Annotated in this window: 16 protein-coding genes; 8 read left to right on the forward strand and 8 right to left on the reverse strand. The window is 47.8% G+C overall.

The genetic code is table 11. From position 1 onward, the window contains the following. Positions 1-67: 67 nt before the first annotated feature. The gene (locus HMPREF3144_RS07345) at positions 68-1,807 is read right to left on the reverse strand and encodes a proline--tRNA ligase (RefSeq protein ID WP_018025511.1); all 1,740 of its coding nucleotides are present in this window, start codon (positions 1,805-1,807) and stop codon (positions 68-70) included. 214 nt (positions 1,808-2,021) lie between these two features. Here HMPREF3144_RS07345 and HMPREF3144_RS07350 point away from each other — a divergent pair, with 214 nt between their 5' ends. Further along, positions 2,022-2,717, forward strand: coding sequence for an RNA pyrophosphohydrolase (locus tag HMPREF3144_RS07350; RefSeq protein ID WP_070477227.1), 696 nt, complete (start codon positions 2,022-2,024; stop codon positions 2,715-2,717). 2 nt (positions 2,718-2,719) lie between these two features. Here the strand turns inward: HMPREF3144_RS07350 and HMPREF3144_RS07355 are convergent, their stop codons facing one another. From HMPREF3144_RS07355 to gshA, 5 genes are read right to left on the reverse strand one after another with little or no spacing between them, the layout of a single operon-like run. After that, positions 2,720-4,243, reverse strand: a complete 1,524-nt coding sequence (locus HMPREF3144_RS07355) for an efflux transporter outer membrane subunit (protein ID WP_036556803.1) — start codon at positions 4,241-4,243, stop codon at positions 2,720-2,722. Positions 4,244-4,249: 6 nt separating this feature from the next. Beyond that, positions 4,250-5,377, reverse strand: coding sequence for an ABC transporter permease (locus tag HMPREF3144_RS07360; RefSeq protein ID WP_036556802.1), 1,128 nt, complete (start codon positions 5,375-5,377; stop codon positions 4,250-4,252). Between the two features lie 3 nt (positions 5,378-5,380). Beyond that, positions 5,381-8,161: a ribosome-associated ATPase/putative transporter RbbA gene (gene rbbA / locus HMPREF3144_RS07365; RefSeq protein WP_018025515.1), complete on the reverse strand. Its 2,781-nt coding sequence runs from the start codon at positions 8,159-8,161 to the stop codon at positions 5,381-5,383. 21 nt (positions 8,162-8,182) lie between these two features. Beyond that, positions 8,183-9,160: an HlyD family secretion protein gene (locus HMPREF3144_RS07370; RefSeq protein WP_070477229.1), complete on the reverse strand. Its 978-nt coding sequence runs from the start codon at positions 9,158-9,160 to the stop codon at positions 8,183-8,185. 44 nt (positions 9,161-9,204) lie between these two features. After that, positions 9,205-10,767, reverse strand: a complete 1,563-nt coding sequence (gshA, locus tag HMPREF3144_RS07375) for a glutamate--cysteine ligase (protein WP_070477231.1) — start codon at positions 10,765-10,767, stop codon at positions 9,205-9,207. 246 nt (positions 10,768-11,013) lie between these two features. Here gshA and HMPREF3144_RS07380 point away from each other — a divergent pair, with 246 nt between their 5' ends. From HMPREF3144_RS07380 to HMPREF3144_RS07410, 7 genes are all read left to right on the forward strand, one after another. Beyond that, entirely contained in the window at positions 11,014-11,508 is a 495-nt protein-coding gene (locus tag HMPREF3144_RS07380; protein WP_070477233.1) for a hypothetical protein, read from the forward strand. Positions 11,509-11,605: 97 nt separating this feature from the next. Next, a complete protein-coding gene (locus tag HMPREF3144_RS07385; protein WP_052043517.1) occupies positions 11,606-12,769 on the forward strand; it encodes a homoserine O-succinyltransferase MetX in 1,164 nt (387 codons plus the stop codon). Then, the gene (gene metW / locus HMPREF3144_RS07390; RefSeq protein ID WP_070471273.1) at positions 12,766-13,395 is read left to right on the forward strand and encodes a methionine biosynthesis protein MetW; all 630 of its coding nucleotides are present in this window, start codon (positions 12,766-12,768) and stop codon (positions 13,393-13,395) included. The genes HMPREF3144_RS07385 and metW overlap by 4 nt, the downstream gene beginning before the upstream one ends. 3 nt (positions 13,396-13,398) lie before the next feature. Beyond that, positions 13,399-14,691 carry an AmpG family muropeptide MFS transporter gene (locus HMPREF3144_RS07395; RefSeq protein ID WP_026156726.1) on the forward strand — a complete coding sequence of 431 codons (1,293 nt, stop codon included), beginning with the start codon at positions 13,399-13,401 and terminating at the stop codon, positions 14,689-14,691. Between the two features lie 203 nt (positions 14,692-14,894). Beyond that, entirely contained in the window at positions 14,895-16,574 is a 1,680-nt protein-coding gene (locus HMPREF3144_RS07400) for a carbon starvation CstA family protein (RefSeq protein ID WP_070477235.1), read from the forward strand. Positions 16,575-16,655: 81 nt separating this feature from the next. Further along, a complete protein-coding gene (locus HMPREF3144_RS07405; RefSeq protein WP_018025523.1) occupies positions 16,656-16,919 on the forward strand; it encodes a cory-CC-star protein in 264 nt (87 codons plus the stop codon). 17 nt (positions 16,920-16,936) lie between these two features. Next, on the forward strand, positions 16,937-17,950 hold the full coding sequence (locus HMPREF3144_RS07410) for an ArsA family ATPase (protein WP_018025524.1): 1,014 nt from the start codon (positions 16,937-16,939) through the stop codon (positions 17,948-17,950). A gap of 45 nt (positions 17,951-17,995) precedes the next feature. On the opposite strand, the gene HMPREF3144_RS07415 is transcribed toward HMPREF3144_RS07410, so the two are convergent. Together HMPREF3144_RS07415 and HMPREF3144_RS07420 are read right to left on the reverse strand one after the other, a co-directional pair. After that, positions 17,996-18,760 (reverse strand): 3'-5' exonuclease, encoded by a 765-nt coding sequence (locus HMPREF3144_RS07415; RefSeq protein ID WP_018025525.1) that lies wholly within the window; start codon positions 18,758-18,760, stop codon positions 17,996-17,998. A 10-nt stretch (positions 18,761-18,770) separates the two neighbouring features. Further along, positions 18,771-20,654: a DUF294 nucleotidyltransferase-like domain-containing protein gene (locus HMPREF3144_RS07420; RefSeq protein ID WP_070477237.1), complete on the reverse strand. Its 1,884-nt coding sequence runs from the start codon at positions 20,652-20,654 to the stop codon at positions 18,771-18,773. Between the last annotated feature and the right edge of the window lie 123 nt (positions 20,655-20,777).

A 20,777-nucleotide genomic window follows, 5' to 3' on the forward strand; every position in this document is an offset into this window, starting at 1 on the left:
AAATGCAGTAAAAGTCTACGACCTAATGGTGTTGGGCGTAGACTTGCTCAGTAAATAACAGCCTATATTACTTAGTTTTTAAGCTCTGATAAAGCTCTAAAACGTAAGCATTTAAATCAGCTAAGTTGATCTGTTGTGATTCGGCGGCAGCACGTGACTGTACTTCCACCTCCTGCTTAGCTAGGCCTCGTTCACCAATGGTTACACGGATAGGCACACCGATAAGCTCCCATTCGGAGAACATCACACCGGGACGCACATCACGGTCGTCCAGAATGACCTCTACGCCGGCCTGCAAGAGGCTGTGGTAAAGCTTGCTCGCCTCCTCACGTACCGCCTCGCTTTTACCCCAACCGATGGGGCAAATCACTACTTCAAAGGGAGCGATACTGATGGGCCAGATAATACCTTTATCATCATGGTTTTGCTCAATCGCAGCGGCCACAATACGACTCACGCCGATGCCGTAACACCCCATTTGTAAAGGCTCAGCCTTGCCTTCCTCGTTAAGGAAGGTGGCGTTAAGCGCTTTGGAGTAAACATCGCCTAAGAAGAAGACATGACCTACCTCAATGCCTCGTTGAATTGCTAAGGTGCCACTGCCGTCCAGCGTAGGGTCGCCAGCCACCACATTACGAATATCGGCGACCTCTGGCTCAGCTAAATCACGACCCCAGTTAACGCCGCGTAAGTGGTAGTCCTCCTTATTGGCGCCACAGACCCAGTCGTGCATCTTAGCCACCGTCCGGTCAGCGATCACATGCACTGCTTTACGTGTGTTTAGCGGGCCTAAGAAACCTGGATTGGAGCCGAAGTAGTCACGAATTTCTTCCTCCGTAGCTAGGCGGTAGCCATGTTTAAAGGCGGGTAGCTTGGATACCTTGACCTCATTAACCTCGTGATCACCGCGCACTAATAATAAGTAGATTTGCTCCTGTCCTTCATCGTCTGTGGTATGGAAAACCACAGATTTAACGGTTTGAGCTAAGGGCAACCCTAATAAACCAGCCACTAATTCGCACTTATTAGCATTGGGCGTATGTACTTCAGTCAATTCCTCGCTGGCTGCAGCCCGTTCAGCGATAAGGCAGGGCGCCTCTGCTAATTCGATATTGGCTGCGTAATCAGAATTAGGCGAGTAAACAATCTCATCCTCACCGGTGTCGGCAATCACTTGGAACTCATGGCTACGGGAACCGCCAATGGAGCCAGTATCGGCAGCCACCGCACGGAAATTAAGGCCTAGACGGGTAAAGATACGCACATAGGCATCGTACATATTGTCATAGGACTTTGCTGCGCCTGCCTCATCCTTGTCAAAGGAATAGGCATCTTTCATGGTGAATTCGCGACCACGCATTAAACCGAAGCGGGGACGGCGCTCATCACGGAATTTAGTTTGGATATGGTAAAAATTGACCGGTAATTGGCGCCAGCTCTTGATCTCGTTACGGGCGATATCGGTAACCACCTCTTCGGAAGTGGGTTGCAGTACGAAATCACGCTGATGACGATCCTTAATCCGCAGTAATTCCGGACCATAGGCATCCCAGCGACCGGATTCCTGCCATAACTCGGCAGGTTGTACCACTGGCATCAGTAACTCTAAGGCACCCGCACGATCCATCTCCTCGCGCACAATGGTTTCAACCTTGCGTAATGTTTTGAGCGCTAAGGGCATGTAGGTGTAAATACCGCCAGCTAAGCGGCGAATCATGCCGGCACGAATCATCAGCTTGTGGCTGACAACCTCTGCCTCTGCTGGCGCTTCTTTTAAAGTATTAATATGAAATTTTGACGCTAACATAGCTATGTATAAGATTAAATATAGGAGCTCAGTCGATTCAACAGAATCTTACATTGTATTTAGAATCGGTGTGAAGGTGCAGTTGTCATGTAGAGATTCCAAAAAAAGATGTGCTTGCTAGGTAGATTAATTTTACTTTTGCGGTGGATTGTAGGAAGCTCAACAAAAGAGCCGTATAATTTAGCTTAGTAAAATTGATGATAGGTGGAACCTTATGTTGGATAGGGAAGGTTACCGCCCTAATGTTGGGATTATTTTACTCAACCAAAATAATGAGGTTTTTTGGGCCAAGCGCATTAGAGAGAAGTCTTGGCAGTTTCCTCAAGGTGGCATTCAACGTGGTGAAAGTCCCACCAAAGCGATGTTTCGTGAGCTTTATGAGGAAGTCGGCTTAAAACCTGAGCATGTAAAGATTTTAGGGCGTACACGCACTTGGTTGCGTTATAACGTGCCCGACCATTTTATACGTCGGGATTCAAAAGGTATTTATAAGGGGCAAAAGCAGATTTGGTTTTTGTTGCGCTTGGTGGCGAGTGAGTCTAGTATCAGTCTTAGAGCCAGCGCAACCCCCGAATTTGATGCCTGGAAATGGCATCCTTTTTGGGTGCCCTTAGAAGCGGTGATTGAGTTTAAGCGCACGGTTTACCGAGATGCCTTGGATGAGTTGGTGACCTTGTTGTCGACCGAGGTGGTGGCACAGCGTCCTGGTAGTCTGCATTATGCCTTTAGTGCTGTGCGTGTTAGTAGTCAGGCGCTTGAGCTTAACGTCACTACGGCCGGGACGACCCAGACTAAGTCTAGGGCTGCAGCTCGTACTGCTAAAAAAGCGGCGGCTAAAAGCGGCAGACGCAATCAAAACTACTTACGCCGCCGCCATCAGGCACGCGCCGCTAATAAGCGTAGCGATTAACGCTAGGCACTAGTGGGTGTAGGGCTGGCTTGCTCTTGATGGAGAAGGCCTGCCTCGCTTTGTGCGCCCAGCTCATCGGCTTGCCAGCCACCACCGAGTGCCTTATACAGATCTAGCATGGCTTGCGTTTTAGCAAGATTTAAACTCAATAACTGTGTCTGTAGCTCATTGAGCTGAAGTCGAGCTTCTAATACACGGTCAAGCGTGGCTTCACCATAGTTAAACAACTTTTGGGCTGAGCCGAGCTGGCGTCTAGCGGTGTTGACGGCTTGTTGGAACTGATTTTCTTGAGCTCTTAAATGATATTGTGCTTGATAGGCGCTGTCGACATCGGCTAGTGCATTTAGCACAGCGTGATCATAATCTAATAACGCCGCCTGCAGTTTGGCATCTTTACTGTCAATATTGGCTTGAATACGACCGGCGGTAAAGATCGGTAATTGCACACCTAAACTGATGATATTGGATAGCCCACGCATGTTCGGCATATCGCTATCTAAGCTGACGATACCACCTTGCCCTAAAAAATTCAGTTTGAAGCGCGGCAGTAAATCCGCTTTAGCGCTGGCTAACTGCGCTGATGAGGCATAGACCAAGGCTTGATTGGCACGTACATCAGGACGGCGATTAAGCACATTGGCAGGTGTTTGACCACTCGGCATGGGCGGTGTTTGATTGGCTAAGCGACGCTTAGTCGGCGCCAGTTTAAAGTGCTGTGGTACCTGACCTGTGAGCACCGCAATGCGACGTTCGGCATCGGCTTTTTGCGCTTCAAAAATCACTCGTGCTGCGGTGGCTGCCTGAATCTGAGTTTCTATCTGTAAGACATCATAAGCTGTCGCCTGAGCCGCATCAAAGCGACCTCTCACATAGCGTAATAAGTCCTGTAATGCTTGGATTTGTTGTGAGCTGAGACTTTGCTTCTCGCCATAGTACATCCATTGGCTATAGTAGTCGGCAATATCGGTACTTAACAGCATTTGCGCCGCATGCCATTGCTCAGCACGGGCAATGGCGCCTTGGGTGGCGGCATCTACATCGGCTTGCTTCTGACCAAAGAAATCAGGCTCCCAGCTGGCGGCAATGCCAGCGCTTAGCCCGCCGGCATTGGCATCAAGGTACTTATCGCCAAGCGAGCTGTCGAGGTGGCCGATGGTGTGGCGCAAATCATCGCTTAAAGGATTACGTAGGCGAGCGTTAATACCCATGGCATTGGCGCTTGCACCTACTTGCGGTCCCATATTGGCGCGTGCGGCTCGGGCCATGGCGCGTGCTTCTTCGAGCTTAGCGCGGGTGGCGGCGAGCTCCTTATTGTTTTGCAGTGCGCTTTCGATAAGCTCGCTTAATTGTGGGTCATTCCAGCTTAACCACCAGCGATCCAATGCCACCTGCGCTGTGCCTTGACTTTGTTCAAAGCTGGCAGGTAAGTCGACCTCGCTTTTTAAGTTGATTCGGGTGCTGGAACAAGCGGCTAAAAGCGCAGTACCCAGCAGCAGACAAATAAGTTTTGGTTTAACGTAATTCATTCTAGCTTAACCTTGATTAGCCAACATTTTTTTGAAGCGCGATAAAGCAAAAGCAAAAAATACAATGGCCATCAGACTCATATAAATCAGATTGGGCCACACAGTTTCCAGACCAGCTTGTCGCAGTAACAAGTTCTGTGTGGTCATGGCAAACTGAGTTTGAGGAGAAAATAAGGTGATAATTTGTACCCAGTCCGGCATCCCTTCACGCGGTGATTCGCCCCCAGATAATAAGCGCATAATCACATAGACAGGGATCACCAAGAGACCGAATTGTGGCATTGTTGGAGCAAAGGTGCCTAATAAAATCCCTAAAGAACCAACAGCAAAGAGGAAAATCACCAAGCTCAGCAAAAAGATAGGTACCGAACCCACCAGCGGTACACCTAGCCACAAACTGACGACCAAATATAAGGAGCCAATTGAGGCGGCGGTAATGACAATGGCATTACCAATCACTTTAGAAAGGGCGATTTCTAGCGCATTGACCGGCATCACTAATAAGTGCTCAATGGTGCCACGTTCCTTTTCACGGATAATGGCAGCACCCACCAGTAACATCGCCAGTAAGCCAGCGTTTGCCACAATCTGCATCGGACCCGCAAACCAGGTGTAATCGGCATTTGGGTTAAACAGTACCTTAGTGACTAGGCTCATGGGTAAGCCGGAGAGTGGGTGGTCTTTAGAAAAATAAGCGGCTGTTTCAGCGACCACAACTTGCTGTATAAAGGAGGCTCCTAGCCCTGCTTGGCTAACCGCAGTAGCATCAATCAGAAGCTGTAATTCCGGTGCGCGTTGTTGAAGCAGATTTTTTTCATAGTCTTTAGGAATAACTAGGATAAAAATGTATTTACCGTTATTCATGGACTCATCAATCTCGTCTAGATTAATCAGTTCCGGTTTTTTAAAGTGAGGGGGTCTTAAGGCATCGATAATACGCCATGATAAGGGCGATTGATCTTCATTTACCACCGCGACCGAGCCGTTTTTTACCTCCACCGCCATGCCTTTAGCGACGGAATAGCTGGCCACCGAGAACATCACAATGATTAAGCCCATCAGCACATAGTCACTGAGTACGCTTTTAAGCTCTTTAATGCAGAGAAACCAGATATTTCTTAGCGTGATCCACATAATTTATTTCTCCTGCTTTTTCAAAAAGATATTTGCTAATAACAAATAACTGATCGCAAAGGCAGTCAGTATCAAATAGTATTTGAAAAAGTCTGGCCAAGAAAGACCTTTAGCAAAGGCACCGATAATGATTTTATGGAACCAAGCACTAGGGAATAACTGGGATACTAACAAATTGGCCCCTTCTAAGGAGGAGACCGGTGTTAGTAAACCGGAAAAGTTGAGCGAGGGGATCATACAGATAATGGCCGAACCGAAAATCGCCGCCACTTGCGAAGTCGCAAAACAAGACACTAATAATCCCAAGGAAGTGGCCACCCAAGCAGCACAAAATGCACCGAAAAATAGGGCGCTAAAGGAGCCGCTAATCGGTACATGTAAGGCGTAAATGGATATCAGCAGTAGCACGTAAAAGCTGAGCATGCTCATAAAAATGTACGGTATCTGCTTACCGATTAAAAACTGCATCACCGTCGCAGGGGAACCGTAGAGGTTCATGATGGAGCCAATTTCACGCTCACGCACCACGCCTAGCGCCGTCATCATGGCAGGAATTAACATCATCGCCATCATCATCATGCCGGGCGTGATGGAGATAATGCTGTTAAAGGCTTGGTTATAGACAAAGCGCGTTTGTAATTGAGCTGAGGCTTCGGGGACCAGACCACGTTGTTGCGCTAAATTCTGGGCGTAACTCGTCATAATACCGATGATATAGCCTTTGACGTTTTCACCAGAAAAGGGCATGGAACCATCCACATAAAAGGATAGTTCGGGCCGTTGTTGCATCAATAATTGGCGACCAAAATCGGGCGGAATCTCTATCACTAAGCGGATTTTGCCACTTTTAATAATCGCCTCATAATCCTCGTCACTATGGAGTATGGCTCGTTCCTTAAAGTAGGGGGAACTGCTGAACTCAGCAATTAACTCATGACTGATTTGACTTTGATCCTGGTCATATACCGCATAGCCGATATTGCGTACATCAAAGGTAATGCCTAAGGAGGAAAAGACCACTAAGATCACGGGACCTAACAGGACGAAGAGTAAGCGCACGGGATCGCGTAGTAGCTCCTTATTTTCACGTGCGGCAAAGGCCAAGATATTGTTCAATGTTTTGCTGCGGCGTTTGCGGCTTTGCTGATTTGTGTCGCTGTCTTTAAAGGCCGATTTTACGGTATTGTTATCCTGCTTGGACTCTGTCGTTTGCTTGCCGTCCTTGCTTGCTTCCGCTTGCTCCAGATAGGCGATAAAGGCCTCTTCAAGGTTTGAGGCATTTTGTGCGGCCACCAGTTTCTCAGGTGTGTCTTGTGCTAGCACCTTACCCTGATGCATAAAGGAGATGCGATCGCACCAACCGGCCTCATTCATAAAGTGGGTAGAAACGAAAATTGTAATCCGGTCTTCGCGCGACAGACTGATCAAATAATCCCAGAACATATCGCGGGCCTCGGGATCGACCCCGGAAGTGGGCTCATCCAGAATCAGTACTTCAGGCTTGTGTAAACAAGCCGCTGCCAGCTGCAGGCGTTGCTTTAAGCCCAGGGACAGTGCGGAGGGAAATTCGTCCTGATACTCTTTAATCTTAAACTTTGTTAGCGCCTCTTCAACCGCTTCCGCACCTGCTTTGCCTTCAAGTTGATAGAGCTTGGCGTGTAATTCCAAGTTAGCACGCACCGTCAGCTCTTCGTACAAAGAGAAGCTTTGTGACATATAACCCACTTTTAGGCGTGTTTGAATATCACCCGCGTCAGTGGGTTGACCCAGTAACTCAGCCGTGCCGGAGGTGGGCTCCAATAGACCGGTCAACATCTTCATCGTGGTGGATTTACCACAACCGTTGGAACCTAGGAAGCCGAAGATTTCGCCTCGAGGAATTTCAAAACTGACATTGTCTACGGCGGTAAAATTACCGAATTTCTTGGTTAGATTAACCGCTTTGATGGCCGGTGGCTCATCCGGAAGTGGTTCAAAGGGCGGGATATTATCAAAGTCGAAGTAATGATCGCGCTCAGGTAATAACTTGACGTAAGCCTCTTCGAGGGTTTTACTAGCGGTATCCTCAAGGACTTTGGGGGTGGCATCCGCGGCTAAGATTTCGCCAGCATTCATCGCCACTAAGTATTCAAATTGCTCTGCCTCTTCAATATAAGCGGTGGAGACAATCACTGTCATGCCCTCAAACTCTGCGCGTAACTCCGCGACTAAATCCCAGAATTGACGACGAGATAAGGGATCGACGCCAGTCGTGGGTTCATCCAGAATTAATAATTCCGGATCATTAATCAGCGCACAACAAAGGCTGAGCTTTTGCTTCATACCACCGGATAACTTACCAGCTGGTCGATCGGGGAAGGGATCTAAGGAAGTAGCCTTTAAAAGGCGAGCAATTTTCTGTTCACGCTCGCGACGACTCAGGCCGTATAAGTTGGCGTGGAACTCAATGTTTTCTTTGATACTCAGGGTAGGGTAGAGATTTTTACCCAAACCCTGCGGCATAAAGGCGACTCGGTAGGCATTAGCTTCGCGCTCACGTCGCTTATCCACCTGGTTGCCCAACACCGTGACCGCACCACTTTGTAATACCTTGACCCCGGCAATCAATGACATTAAGGTGGATTTTCCGACCCCGTCGGGACCGATTAAGCCCACGGTGACACCGCGCTCAATCTTAAGGCTCACGTCCTTTAGGGCTTGGGTTTTGCCATAGTAATGGCTGACACTCTCAACCTCAACCGCATAGGTCTTATGCTCTGAGGGTGTGGTTTGATGCGTAGGCATGGTGATGGTGTAGGGTTGCGTTTAATTTGTTTGAGGTAATTTCACCTCAAGTTCTGCTGGCCATTGTTCAGCCTCAGTTCTGACATAGCCCATGCCAGTGAGACCACTTTTTAGATGGTCTTGATGTGCTACGGCGATATCAGACGGAATTCTCAGTTCCACGCGATACATCAACTTTTGACGTTCAGCAGCCGTTTCAACAGTTTTAGGGGTAAATTGAGCTTGTGCGGAAATAAAGCTGATGTTGGCAGGCCAGACATAGTCTTGACCGTCCAATTGAATCCGCGCTTCAGCGCCAAGAGAAAGCTTGCCGATAGTCTCTGTGGGCAAATAAATAAACATACGTGTATCACTGGGATCAAGTAAGCTCACAACCGGGTGACCAGCGGCGACGACATTGCCCGAGTGTGCAAAGCGGTATTCGACCGTGCCGTCAATCGGGGCTTTAATCACCAGATCACGGGTGGTGGCAGCAGAAGCCTTAATTTGGGCTTGGGCCTGTTGTACAGCCGCCTCGGCTTGGGCTTTGGCCGCTTTAGCTGCCTCAACTGCGGCGGTTTGCGCACTGACAGCGATTTGACGTTTATTCAATTCGGTGGCGGAAATTAAACGCTCGCGACGTAGTGAGTTGGCATTCGTCAGCTCGATTTGTGCTAAGCGCAATTGCTCTTCATGTGCCTGGATCTCAGCCTCGGCTTGGGCTACTGCTCGCTCGGCTTGAGTGCGTTGGGCCGTAGCCGCATCTAATTGACTATCATATTGATCGGAAGCGAGGGAAACTAAGTTATCGTCCTGTTTAACCCTTTCGCCCTCACGCACATAAACATGCTCGACGCGACCCGCATATAAGCCAGAGACATCCACTCGTTCAAGCTGCAAGCGCCCATTGGAGCGGGCGATGCCCTCAGGTTCCTTATTTAGCTGCTGATGGTTGTAATAATAGGCACCGGCACCGGCGGCAATAAGCAAAATAAGTATGAATAACCAAGATTTTTTCATGAGATTAATGCACTTTGTTGCAAAAAGAAGATGAGCATTAAGCGCTAGGAAGCCGCTTCAGGATCAACTAAGCTAGTTTCGAAGTCGCGCAGATAGTCGTCAAAACTCATTGTATCGCTTTTTTCCTTCGCTGGGTAGGATTGTAACGAAGCTTCGGATTCTGCCACCAATGCCTGCTTAACCTCAGCCGGCAGCTTTAAAGCGCGTAGACGGTCGGAGTGCTGCAGGCTGTTTTGCTTGGTGAATTCATTAAAACTGAGACCGCTATCACGAACCGCTTGTTGATAGCGTGCGGCTGGGGTTAAGGCAATGTCCTCAAGTTTTGCTTGCTGCGCAGCTAGCGCTTGACGGTGAGCAGTCGTTTGATACACCTTATCCAAAAGCTCGGCATAGGGAGCAAGGGCCTCGATAATTTCTAAACCCCACGCCTTTAAGGTGATAGGCTGGCCGTGGCGTTGTAGTGTTAATCCTGGCTTACGACCCTCAGTCACAACCTGCTTGAAGTTGTTGTCAGTTTCATCACAATCGTCTTCAGCATCAAAGCGTGGACTGTGACTGACGGCACAATAGAGTAGGAAAGTATCGAGGAAGTAAGCGCTTTGTGAGCTGATGCCGGTAGTCTCAAAGGGATCCACATCCATACAACGCACCTCAACATACTGTACGCCACGCTTAATCAGTGCATTATTAGGGCGCTCCCCAGGCTTAGTCGTGCGCTTAGGGCGGATGCTGGCGTAGTACTCATTTTCAATTTGCAGCATATTGGTATTGAGCTGAATCCATTCGCCATCCCGATGGGTGCCGATTTTTTCATAGGCCGGCCAAGGGCGTGTTACTGCGTTATAAATCAATGATACATAGCTCTCGATACGGTTATAGCAGGTGCGGATATTGGCCTGGGCTTCACTGGTATAGCCTAAATCGCTCATGCGTAAGCTAGTGGCATAGGGCAAATACAGACTGCTGTCATCAAAGTCTAGCAGCTGATGCGGCGCTTGCCCCACAAAACTACGGTTAATAATGGGCGAGGCACCAAATAAATACATTAATAACCAGCTTTGGCGCTTGAAATTACGAATTAAACTCATGTAGCCGACGGATTGACGCTCCTTGGCATCCTCAATGCTCGGCTCTAGGTGTTGCCATATCGCCTCTGGTAAGGAGAAGTTATAGTGAATGCCGGCAATACACTGCATCGCTTTGCCGTAGCGCTCCGCTAAGCCGCGACGATAGACATGCTTGAGCATACCCTCATTGGAATGGCCATACCAAGCAATGGGAATGAGCTCCTCGGGTGGCAGTTCACAAGGAATGGATTGCATCCATAGGGATTGCTCACCGATATTTTGTAAAACAAAGCCATGAATGTGTTCTAAGCTTCTAAACAAGCTTTCAACATCATGAAAGGGCTTAGTTACCAACTCCATCAATGCTTCAGAGTAGTCGGTCGTAATATGTGGGTGAGTTAAGGTGGCACCAAGCGCTTGGGGGTGGCTGTCCAAGGCATAATCACCGTGGGCATCAATGCGCAGTGCCTCTCGCTCAATGCCTCTGCTAATCTGCTTTAGTAAGTCCTGCTGCGCTTTGATTATTGTAAACTTAGACACAAATCAATCCTGTGATATGAAACTCAAAATAGTATATAAGGCATATCTTAGCCTTAACGAGATCCTGTCATTGTAATTCTTTAAGCAAGATGGATTGATTAACCGCTGCTCTCGTTATAATTTAATTTTTTGTTGCCTTGCGTCGTCAATGCATTTTTTATCATGTATAAAAGCGCTTTTCAAAAATTCGCAGTCTGCTGCTTGAGTTGCTGTCTTTGTTTATTGCTGGTTGCGTGTCAGGATCGCATGTGGCATCAGCAGAAGCTAACTGTCGGTCCTTATCAAATCGAGGCTGCTTTTCCTACCGCACCGCGTATGTCCGAACAAGCATATCATTTATTGGATGAGCAGCAGGAGGCGCCGATTCAACGGGTGCAATGGACTGCGGTAGCGGGGCAAAGTAGCTTTAATCTCAGTTATTTGCTGGTGCCTGAGCATTTAGATCCGGTGGCCGTTGCTCAGGCGCTTTTACGCAGCATGCGTTTAAAGCGTGATCCACGATTAGTATCGGCGCCAAGTGAGTTTGTGGCGGCCTTTGAGCAGGACTTGCCAGCACTAGGTGAGGAGTTTAGTATCACCCTCGCCGTGGATAGCAAGCTGATGCTGGCTCAGGCCAAGGTGTTACAACAGGGGCAGTTGATTGTGCAGCTTTATACGACCGGTGCGGAGAGCGATAAAAACTTCCTTCAGCAAAGCAGGCGCTTTTTTGAGGAGCTGAAAATTGGTGCTACAATCGATTAGTTTAGTCTGAGCGTTTTTTTCAGACCGCTTGTATTTGACGCCGATTTGTTTGCTTGCGGGCGTCTAAAAATCCTGCTAAAAAGGTTTAATTATTTCTATGTCTAACAGCATTCCCCAATCTTCAGTCGGCCTAGTGCGGCCGGAGTATATTTCTTTTAGTGAAGCCTTGGTATTAAGTAGTGGCAAGTCCTTGCCCGAATATACTTTAGCCGTTGAAACTTACGGTCAATTAAATGAGGATCGCAGCAATGCGGTACTGATTTGCCATGCGCTTAACGCTTCCCATCATGTCGCCGGTATCAATGCCGATGATCCTAAGGATATCGGGTGGTGGGACAATATGGTGGGTCCCGGTAAACCGGTGGATACTAATAAGTTCTATGTGATAGGGATTAATAATCTTGGCTCTTGCTTTGGTTCAACTGGGCCAGCTAGTATTAATCCCCGTACCAATCAGCCTTGGGGCGCCTCTTTTCCGATGGTGACGGTGGAGGATTGGGTAAATGCTCAAGCCCGTTTGGCGGATTATTTCGGGATTAGGCAATTTGCGGCCGTGATGGGCGGTTCCTTAGGTGGTATGCAGGCCTTAAGCTGGGCGATTCAATGGCCAGAGCGGGTGGATCATTGCGTGGTGATTGCCAGTACCCCTAGTTTATCGGCGCAAAATATCGCTTTTAATGAGGTGGCCCGCCGTGCCATTACCACCGATCCGGAGTTTCATCAGGGTAATTTTTATGCCTTTGATACGGTGCCTCGGGCCGGTTTATCGGTGGCACGTATGCTAGGTCATATTACTTATTTATCGGATGACGATATGGCCGAGAAATTTGGTCGTGACCGTCGTAATTATGCTGAAGATGGTCGTTATAACTACGGCTTTGACGTAGAGTTTGAGGTGGAGTCCTATTTACGTTATCAGGGCGAGAAATTTTCCAAGTACTTTGATGCCAATACCTATTTATTAATTACCCGTGCCTTGGATTATTTTGATCCGGCTCGTAGATATGGTGGGGGTGATTTAGCCAAGGCCTTGGCGCATTTACAGTCGCGCTTTTTAACCGTGTCTTTTACCACTGACTGGCGTTTCCCGCCATCGATGAGTAGAGAGCTGGTACAGGCCTTATTAAAAAATCAGCATGAGGTCACTTATGCTGAAATTGATGCCCCACATGGACATGATGCCTTTTTATTGGATAACCCGACTTACCATGGGGTCGTGCGCGGTTATTTTGAGAAAATCGCCAAGGAGCGTGCCTTATGAGCCAGCAAACGATTCGTGTAGACCTTCAGGAAATGGCCGATTGGATTCCGAGCAATAGCCGAGTGTTGGACTTAGGCTGTGGTACTGGGGATTTATTGAATTATCTTAACCACCATAAAAAGGTGACCGGTGTCGGCGTTGAAATTAATAATGAACGGGTTATCCGCTGTGTAGAAAAGGGCGTGCCGGTGGTGCAACAAAACCTGGAAGACGGCTTGGCACTTTTTGATTGTAAGCAGTTTGATGTGGTGGTGCTGTCGCAGACGCTACAAGCCATGCTTAATACTGAGCATATTTTGCGTGAAATGGCACGGGTGGCGGATTATGGCATCGTTTCTTTTCCTAACTTCGGTCATTGGACGCATTGGTGGTCGATTTTTCAGGGGCGTATGCCAGTTACTGGGCAAATGCCTTATGAATGGTATAACACGCCTAATATTCACCTCTGCACGTTAAAAGACTTTGAGGCCTTGGCGGAGCATTTGGGATTACGCATTATTAAGCGCTCTACCTACAATAACGGTAAGCGCGTCGGCTTTTTACCGAGTTGGCGTAGTTCTTTAGCGGTTTACTACTTTAAAACCCCGCGCGCTGAAGCCATCGCCAGTGACAAGGTCGTTGCCTAAGGAATGATCAGCGTGTTTGCTAAATACATTCAACCCTATTTAAGTCCGCGAGTCTTACCGTTATTTTTACTGGGGATTGCCAGTGGTTTGCCTTTGGCCTTATCAGGTGGCACGTTCCAGGCTTGGGCTACGGTGTCTAATGTCTCGTTGCAGCAAATTGGTTTTTTGACCTTAGTCGGTATGGCCTATACCTTTAAGTTTGTATGGGCTCCCTTGATCGATCGCTATGTACCACCGTTTATGGGTCGCAGACGGGGTTGGATGGCGCTGACGCAGCTTGGTATTGCCACAGTCTTGGTGTTGATGGGTTTATTAAATCCAGCTGAGCATCTTTTATTGTTGGCCGTGTTGGCAACCTTATTGGCTTTTTTATCAGCCACTCAGGATATTGCCTTTGATGCCTATAGTACTGAGGTATTACAAGCCGAGGAGCGCGCCGCAGGCGCAGCGATTCGTACCTTGGGGTACCGCGTGGGGATGATTGTTTCTGGCGGTCTAGCCTTGATATTGGCACCTTTATGGTTGGGTTGGGGCGGCACCTATATGCTCATGGGGGCGATAATGGCCTTGTGTGCCGTGGCTAGTTTTTTGGCCCCTGAACCACATGAGGTACAGCAACCGCGCACCTTGGAGGAGGCATTTGTTCTACCTTTTAAGGAGTTTTTCTCGCGTCCTGAGGCGTGGGCTTTATTACTGCTCATCGTTTTATATAAATTAGGTGATGCCTTTGCTGGTGCCTTATCAACGACGTTTTTAATTCGTGGCGCTGGTTTTGCGCCGGAACTGATCGGCACCGTGAATAAGATTCTAGCCGTGGTGGCAACCATTATTGGCGCCTTAATTGGCGGCTCCCTAATGAGTCAATGGGGCACCTACCGTTCTTTAATGATTTTTGGTGTGTTGCAGGCAATCTCGAATTTTGGTTATTACGTGGTCGCCATGTTCCCCGGCAATGTCCCCGTTATGGCGGTTGCCGTGGGCATTGAAAATATCTGCGGTGGCTTGGGCACAGCTGCTTTTGTGGCACTGGTTATGGGCCTATGTGATGTGCGCTATACGGCAACCCAATTTGCCCTACTGACCGCATTAGCCAGCGTGGGTCGAGTGTTTTTGGCGGGACCACTGACACCGCCGATCGTGGCCTCTTTAGGGTGGGCTAATTTTTATTTAATTACCGTGCTAATTGCCTTGCCGGGATTGTTTTTACTGCGCTTTTATAGGGATCGCATTGAGCGTATTGATGCGTATAAAGCCGTGGCAGAGGCAGCGCAAGGCGCAGAACAGAGCAAAGCTTAAACCTAGGGATAACCCCAAATTGCCTCGCTTATCGTAAGTCTCTATTTAAAAATTCTATCCCTTCGTTATAAAATGCAGGCAGAGATTGGTTGAATATCCAAGTGCTGTTGCCTTGTTGATGCCTGAATAGCGATAGCCTAGATATTGAACCATGCACTCGATTTATCAGTTAGTAGTTCAGTTCTTATCTTAGGAGCATCAGCATGAACTCATTTATTATTTTAGTCATCGGTTTGCTGTTGATGGCGCTCGGATACTTTGTGTATGGGCGTTTTATCGCGCAAAAAATTCTTGCCTTAGACCCGGATTTTAATACGCCATCGCACGAGTTTAATGACGGGGTCGACTTTGTGCCTACGAATAAGTACGTACTTTGGGGTCATCACTTTACCTCTGTGGCGGGTGCGGCGCCTATTGTAGGACCAGCGGTTGCGGTGATTTGGGGTTGGTTACCTGCTTTTTTATGGGTCGTTTTAGGTACCATTTTCTTTGCCGGTGTGCACGATATGTCCGCTGTCTGGGCCAGTGTGCGTAACAAGGGACGTTCCATCGGCGCAGTCTCCGGCATCGTGCTTAATAAGCGGGTTCGTGCTTTATTCTCCATTGTGATCTTCTTGTTGTTATTGATGGTTAATGCGGTGTTTGCAGTGGTGATTGCCGGCATGATGATCAATACACCTTCCTCCGTGGTGCCAGTTTGGGGTGCCTTGGTCGTCGCTTTCTTTATCGGACAGGCGATTTATCGTTGGAAACTGAATTTGCCTATCGTCTCTCTGATCGGTGTGGTCGCATTATATTTCTTAATTTATATTGGTCCGATGGTGCCGTTGGCGCTACCTACTGAGATGATGGGGCTGCCGGCGAATGCGTGGTGGATTATTTTGTTATTTGTGTATGCCGCTATCGCCTCACTGTTACCAGTTTGGATGCTATTGCAACCACGTGACTACATTAATGGTCTGCAGTTGTTTGTCGGTTTATTTGTACTTTATCTTTCCTTTGTGCTGGTGCAACCTGATATTGTGGCGCCCGCGATTAATCGGGATGCGCCTCCGGGCACGCCACCCATTATGCCATTGTTATTTGTCACCATTGCGTGTGGTGCGATTTCAGGTTTCCATGGTTTGGTGTCCACAGGTACCACCTCCAAGCAGATTAATCGTGAGCCCGATGCGCGCTTTGTAGGCTATTTCGGTGCCATGGGTGAGGGTATGTTGGCGCTTGCCTCTATCTTGGCTGCAACTGCTGGTTTTGCGACCTTAGTTGACTGGCAAGCGGTGTATGTTGCATATGGTCAAGGTGGTGTGGGTGCCTTTATTACTGGTGGTGCTAATATCATGAATCAAGGCTTGGGCATCAGTCAGGAACTGTCGGCGACGATGCTGACTGTGATGGCAGCCCTCTTTGCTGGTACTACCATGGATACTGGGGTGCGTTTACAGCGCTACATATTCCAAGAGTGGGGTGAACAATACAATATTAAGACCTTACAAAAAGGCTCTGTAGCCACCCTCTTAGCGGTTGGTTCTTGCTTACTGTTAGCCTTTGGTGCCGGTGGTATTAAAGGTACCGGTGGGATGACCATTTGGCCATTATTCGGTACTACTAACCAAATCATGGCGGGTTTAACCCTCCTCGTTGTGAGTGTGATGTTATTAAAAGCAGGTCGCCGAGTGTGGTTCACCTTGATTCCGATGGTGTTCTTATTAACGATGACCGTGATTGCCTTACTCTCACAACTGATGGATTTCTATGAAAACGGTGAAAGGCTTTTAGTTGTACTGGATATTGTGGTGCTGATTTGCTCAATTTGGGTGATTTTAGAAAGCATTGCGACCTTAAAACGCTATTGGCCTAAAAAAGGCACCCGGCTACAGCAGTAATTCATCATAGTTTAATCAAATTAGCATAAGCCTTGTACTCGCTGGTGGGTCAAGGCTTATGTTGTCAGTAGCGAGAGAATCATGTCAATCAAAGATAAAATCAGAAGTTTTTTGGATGGTTTGGATGAGTTTTACCATGCCCCCTATCGGCAGACCTTAAGCCGCGCTTATCGAGATGAACAGGATTTATTTATGTTGATCGTGTTTGCTGAAAGCTTGGGTGTGCCTAATAGCATGACGTACTATACCTTGGAGCTGCAACCTTTATTGATGGAGGAGTTCCATGAATGGCATTTGCGTATGGGCATGGAGCATTCGCCCATGGACCGTTTTGGTTGTTGCTAGTTAAATGAGGAGTAGGGATGGATTCGCTATTAAATGATCTTTCTAGTAAATCAGTGATTTTTGTCGGCGGTAAGGGTGGTGTCGGTAAGACCACGCATGCCGCTTCCTTGGCGACTCGGCTAGCAGCGTCTGGTAAAAAAGTCTTAATTGTGTCGACTGACCCAGCGCATAGTTTGGGTGATGTGTTGGAGCGTGAATTAAGTGGTGAAATTACCCCACTGACGGATAATTTATTCGCCCTTGAGATGAATCCGCATCGGATGATTGATGAGCATTTTGCCCAGGTGATGACGACGATTAAGGCCTATGCTCGCCCCGAGATGCTACCTAAGTTGAAAGAGCATTTGGAAGCTTCCAAAAGCTCACCGGGTGCAGAGGAGGCGGCGATGCTGGAAGCGATGTGTCACTATATTGTCAATGCCCCGGCGATGGGTTTTGAACATGTAGTATTTGATACTGCACCCACTGGTCACACCTTACGCTTGTTGGAGCTACCGAAGTTGATGAATGCGTGGACTGAGGGCCTAATGAGTCAGCAGGGGCGTCAGCAAAAAATGCGTGAGGCAGCCAAGCCATTTTGGGACAAAAAAAATGTTGAAGCCAGTCCTTTAATGAGCGAGGAAAAGGATGCCCGTTGGCAGCAGGCCTTGGACATTCTTAAAAAGCGGCAACAGCTATTTCATCAGGCAGGGCATATTCTTGATGATGGGGATAAATGCAGCATTGTCTTAGTGATGATACCGGAGATGCTGCCTTTGGCGGAAACCCGTCGTGCGGTACATCAGTTGGCGCACTTTAATATGCCTTGTAGGCACTTGATTATTAATCAGGTGCTACCTGAGCCTAAAGACGATGCGGCCAATGAGTTTTGGCAGAGTCGCTATGAGCGTCAAGCCAAGATGATCGAGTCTATTGAACGTGATTTGGCAAAGCAAAATCGCTATTACTACCAGCTCCAAGCCAGTGATGTACGCGGTCTCGAAGCATTAAAGGCCTTTGGTGCAAGTGCCATTAAAAAAGCGGCCCAATAGCAATTGTTCGCAAAAGCCAGGAGGATCGTCACCATAGGCACAGTGCTAGGCTGTGCCATAGAGTTGGCGATGAATTTTCATGGCGCGACGTTGCATTTTGTAGAGAGTTTGCATGCTTAGCGTCGCACCGATATGCTTGGCACTATTTTCCTTTAGTGCTTGCTTCATCACCGCTTGCATCACTTCGGCAGTGGCAATGGCATCAAACACGGCGCTATGCCGATGCGGATTGTTAATGTTGAAGTGCGTGCTCCAAAAATCTAAGCTCTGACGCTTGGTCGATACCTTAGGCAAAAATATCGGCGCCACAAAGGCTACATCAAACCACGTGTGCTGCTTAAGCTCAATCCCCAAATACTGTTTTAACGCTTTATCCAGCATGGGCTGGTCAAAGCCTACATGATAAACAATCAAGGGATCCTTGCCTAGATACTCCAAAAACTGCATTAAGGCCTCAGCCGGCTCAATCCCTGAGCGTTGTTCACTATCACTAATATGGTGTACGAGAATATTATCCTTGCTACTGCTTTGCTCCTGCTTCAAAATGATTTGAAAGGACTGAGCAAGTGGGATGCGACCCTGTTGTAGCTTACAGGCACCAATCGCAATTACATGATCTTTTTTAAAAGAAAAGCCACTGGTTTCTAGATCCAGTACCACAAAATCCGTGTTTTCAAAAGGTCTGTCCAAGCTGACCTTAGGTAGTGCCTGCCAGCGTTTTAAACGCGCCTCTATATCCGCAGTGAGCTCGGGCTTGGTCGTGCCTCGATGCGTTTTAAAAAGCGCTGAAAGTCCGTTTAATAATGACATAGCATCACCTTTAGAGGCGGTATTTATGTGCTAAGGTATTTTGAATATTGCGTATCAAGCGGAAACCTTCGCGTAACACGCGTGTGCTTAAATCATCAAGCTTTTTAGGATCGATATTGTTACTGAGTTCGATGCCCATTTCCTCTTGTTCGAAATGATGCTTCATGCGTATCAACTGGATAAAGGCAAAGGTTTCAAGACAGCCCTGAAGTTGCTTTTTACTTAAATCCGCTTGATCGATGACCTCACGTATACGCTCAAAGGTGTTGCTGGCGGTAGAGCCATGCGCCAATGAGAGAATGCGCGCAATATCCACAATCATGGCAGCGCCGTTAAACTTCAGATTGATGGTGCCGTCACTGCGGGTGGAGAAATCCTTGATTAGCCCTAAAGGGGGGCGGTTTCTAAGCGCATTTTGCGTTAAAAAGCGTAAAAATAAAGCTTGTTCGGGTGCGGTTCGGGCTAACCAGTTTCTTAATTGCTGTGCTAAGCTGAGGTTACCCGCAACGGCTCTAAAATCAAAGAAAATCGTGGCATTTAAGAGCGCTTCAGCATCGGGGTTATTAATCCACTGCGCAAAGCGTTGGCGCCATTCCATATCACTTAGACAGCACTCAGGATTCATTGCCATGATATTACCCGTACAGAGTGGGAAACCGATTTTAGCCAGATCGTGATTTACATCCTTGGCAAAGGCAATCAGTGCTGCCCGTGTACTGGCCCGGTCATCACTATCCTTAAAGATAATGCCGTTATCCTGATCGGTATAAAAGAGCTGCTCTTCACGCCCCTCGGAACCCATCGCAATCCAAGCAAAGTCAATATTTTGCACCTCCGGATGATGCGGCAACTGTAAGTTGATCACCGCACGTACCAGCTGATCATTTAAGTGTGAAATTAGTTGTGTTAACTGTTCAATTGCGACCCCTTGCGCCATCATATTTTTGGCGAGTTTTTTGATTTGGTTTTGACTTTGAGCTAAGTCCTCGAGCGTTTTAGCTTCCTGAATCCCTTGGGCAATATCCGTGAGGCCGATGCGTTGCAAAGCAAAAAGATCGCGTTCGGAAATAACCCCTAACAGCTGTTGCTGTTGGTTAATCACAAAAATATGCCTAAAACCATGCTTAGCCATAATAATCGCCGCTTCATAGGCTAAATTATCAGCCCTTAAGGCAATCGGATCGGGTGTCATAAAGTCGGCAATGGGTCGATCGAGATCAACCTCGGGAATAGCGACTCGACGCAACACATCATTGAGCGTAAAAATCCCTAAGGGACGCAAATCCTCATTCACAATGGCCATGGAGCCGATATTGGTTGTGGCTAAAATATCTAACACCTCCCTTAAGGGCTTATCCGGTCCGCAGCTAATCACCTCCGCTTTAAGCACCTCACCTAGCTCCATTGCTAAAGGCTGTTCGCCGCTTTGGCTATGACTTTGTTGGTTTTGGATAATACGCTTTGACTCTTCGAGGAGGGAGGCTAGACGCGCTTCACAAAAGTTTCTGAAGGTAGGACATTGCTGATGCAGTTGATAAAAAATAGTGGCAGGTACCTCATACACAAAGCAGTCGGTAATCGCAATAAACTGGCTTCGATTGGGTAAATTTGAGAGTAAGGGGCCATAGGGAAAGGCATCGCCTTCTTCGTATTCAAAGGCATTTTTAAAGTTTTCTACCCCTTTGGCCTCACGTTGACTTTCTACAAAGCCCTGTTTGATAATCACGAAAGTGTCGGGTGGCCCCTCTGTGCTGATGTCGAGAATAACTTCACCTGCTTTAAAGTAATTGCTTTCACAGTGCTTGGCAAGCAACTCCAAAAACGGCATCTCCATTTTTTGAAATGGATAAAATTGCTGCAAATGGGCGATGGTAGCGCGAATGAGTTCATCCATGAGTGACCTCAATTAATGCGGTTAAAAGGACAGGCGTGGCGTGTTAGAGCGCCCTATCAGAAGGGCTATCAAAGGCAAAAAAGCGCAACCAGAGACTTTTGCATAAAAGCAGTTAAATACCGG

The organism is Oligella sp. HMSC05A10 (assembly GCF_001808335.1).
GTDB classification, from domain to species: Bacteria; Pseudomonadota; Gammaproteobacteria; order Burkholderiales; family Burkholderiaceae_B; genus Oligella; species Oligella urethralis.